This is a genomic window from Vibrio sp. 1288 (assembly GCF_033344475.1).
In genome coordinates this window covers 1-578 of the sequence record NZ_JAWPOX010000868.1, presented here as the reverse complement: position 1 = coordinate 578, position 578 = coordinate 1, and the positions used below count along the sequence as shown (strand labels likewise).

General features: G+C 50.2%; 1 protein-coding gene. It reads left to right on the top strand.

Features of this window, described 5'->3' with window-relative positions; genetic code table 11:
- Window positions 1-578, top strand: a 578-nt coding sequence (locus R8O11_RS29810) for a PAS domain-containing protein (protein ID WP_318195204.1), incomplete at both ends; no start/stop codon positions are given.

Genomic DNA, 578 nt, shown 5'->3' with positions numbered 1-578 from the left:
GAGTCCTTTCGCGCACTCACTAAAGCGATTGGTGCGGCCTTTATTGTGATTGGGGATAACCAAGGCGTGCGCTTAATTCATCCGGTAGATGAGCGAATTGGTAAGCCTATGAAAGGGGGCGACAACCAACGAGCTCTGGTCGAAGGTCAATCCTATGTGTCTACAGCTCGCGGTTCTTTGGGTTATTCCGTCCGCGGTAAAGCGGCGATATTCGACGCACAAGATAACATCATTGGTGTGGTGTCGGTGGGGTATTTGCTCGACAGGCTCCAAGATCGCATTGAGCCATTCCTCGCTTTTTTAATTTTGATGGTTGTCGTCGTAGTGGTGGCAAATGCCGTGGTGTCCAATTACGCGTCTCGAAAATTCCAGCGCGCGATTTTAGGCTTCGAACCAGAAGAGATCGGCCGTCTGTATGGTGAACTGGAAGTCACCATGAGTACTATCAAAGAAGGTGTACTCAGCATTGACGCACAAGGTGTGCTTCGTTCCATCAACCGCAGTGCTTGCCAGATTCTCGGCATTGATAGAGATAAGGCGCTCAACAAACCGCTTACGGATACATTACGCGACAGCGA